The following is a 1,650-nucleotide window of genomic DNA, read 5'->3' on the forward strand; positions in this document are numbered from 1 at the left end:
GCCCTGGAGGCCGCGGCGGGCGCCCCGGTCACCGCGGTCACGCTGCGCCAGGACGATCTGGCCCCGATCGAGGAGCAGCTGGCGGCGCTGCCGGGCGTGACGCTGCGCCCGCAGACGAGACTGCTGGCCACCGACCGCGCGCTGACCTCACCCACCTGGTCGGGGCTGTCGGATCTGTGGCAGCAGCGCACCGACGAAGCCGGCGGGTGGGCGATCACCGCGCAGACCCCGGCCGGCACCGAGCGGGTCGGCGGCCAGGACGCGGCGGCCGTCGGTGACATCGCAACCACCCTCGACATCTCCATGCAGCGCGCCGCCGAGGATGCGCTGGCGCCGCTGCGCACCCCGGCGGCGATCGTGGCGATCCAGCCCTCGACCGGCGACCTGCTGGTCGTCGCGCAGAACGCCGTCGCCGACGCGCAGGGCCCGATCGCGCTGACCGGCCTGTACCCGCCGGGTTCGACGTTCAAGACGGTCACGGTCTCGGCGGCCCTGCAGGCCGGCCAGGTCACCCCCGACACGATCGTCGGCTGCCCCGGCACCGAGAACATCGAGGGCAGGCAGATCCCCAACGACGACAACTTCGATCTGGGCGAGGTGCCGCTGCACACCGCCTTCGCCAGGTCGTGCAACACTACGATGGGCCGGCTCGCGGCGAACCTGCCACCCGACGCGCTGACCGACGCGGCCGCGCAGCTGGGGTTGGGCGTCGACTTCACCGCCCCGGGCATGACCACCGTCACCGGCAGCGTGCCCGTCGCCGACAGCTCCGCGTTGCGCGTGGAAGAGGGCATCGGGCAGGGCGAGGTGACCGCGTCACCGTTCGGGATGGCGTTGGTCGCCGCGACGCTGGCGCGCGGCTCGCTGCCCGCTCCGACCATCGTGGCCGGTGAGCCCGCGGTGGCCGACCGCACCCCGCAGCCGTTGCCGGAGTCGGTCGACGAGCAGGTCACGTCCATGATGCGGGAGACGATCACCGCCGGCACCGCCACCGAATTGCAGGACATCGGCGGGCTGCTCGGCAAGACGGGCACCGCCGAGTACCTCGATGTGCAGTCTGACGATGTGCGTGCGCACGGCTGGTTCGTCGGTATCGACGACGACCTCGCCCTGGCGGTGTTCGTCAGCGATGCCGGCAGCTCGGCGCCGGCGGTCGATGCCGCGGGCCGGTTCCTGCGGGCCCTGGGTTAGATGTCGTACTCCCACCGGTCGGCAGCGGACTCGCGGGGGTCACGCCGCCGGCGGGTTCGGTACTCGGCGCGGTCGTCGGCGTCTTCGCCCCGGTAGCGCACCCGCGACACCGGATGGTGTGAGCCGTTGCCGTTGTCGCGCTCGCGGCGTGGTTCGCGGGGTGGTTCGTAACCCTGGTAGCCGCCCTCACGGCCCGGGTAGCCGCCGTTGCCGTCGTAGCCGCCGAAGGTCTGATAACCCTCGAAGCCCTCGTAGCGGGGGCGGCGCTGCGAAGGCCGCGGCGCCCGCTCACGTTCGTAGGGGGCACGCCGGTCGGTTCCGGGTGCCCCGCCGCGGGGTTCGCGCCGGGGCTCGCGCGCCGGCGCAACCCCGTCCCTTATACACATCTCCAAGCCCACGAGACTTGGCCGAATATCTAGTCGGCCCTCTTCTTCTTTCAAACAAGGGGGGGGGGGGTGG

The 1,650-nt window shown here is 72.7% G+C and carries 1 protein-coding gene and 1 pseudogene; one reads left to right on the forward strand and one right to left on the reverse strand.

The window, feature by feature from the left end; translation table 11 throughout:
* A partial coding sequence (locus ACXAID_RS28000) for a penicillin-binding transpeptidase domain-containing protein (RefSeq protein WP_475025421.1) occupies positions 1-1,191 on the forward strand: 1,191 nt, incomplete at its 5' end.
* Here ACXAID_RS28000 and ACXAID_RS28005 read toward each other — a convergent pair.
* A pseudogene (locus ACXAID_RS28005) lies at positions 1,188-1,650 on the reverse strand (DUF6542 domain-containing protein); the annotation flags it as partial. The gene ACXAID_RS28000 and the pseudogene ACXAID_RS28005 sit on opposite strands and share 4 nt — an antisense overlap.

It is taken from the genome of Mycobacterium sp. ABE4_509 (assembly GCF_056160785.1).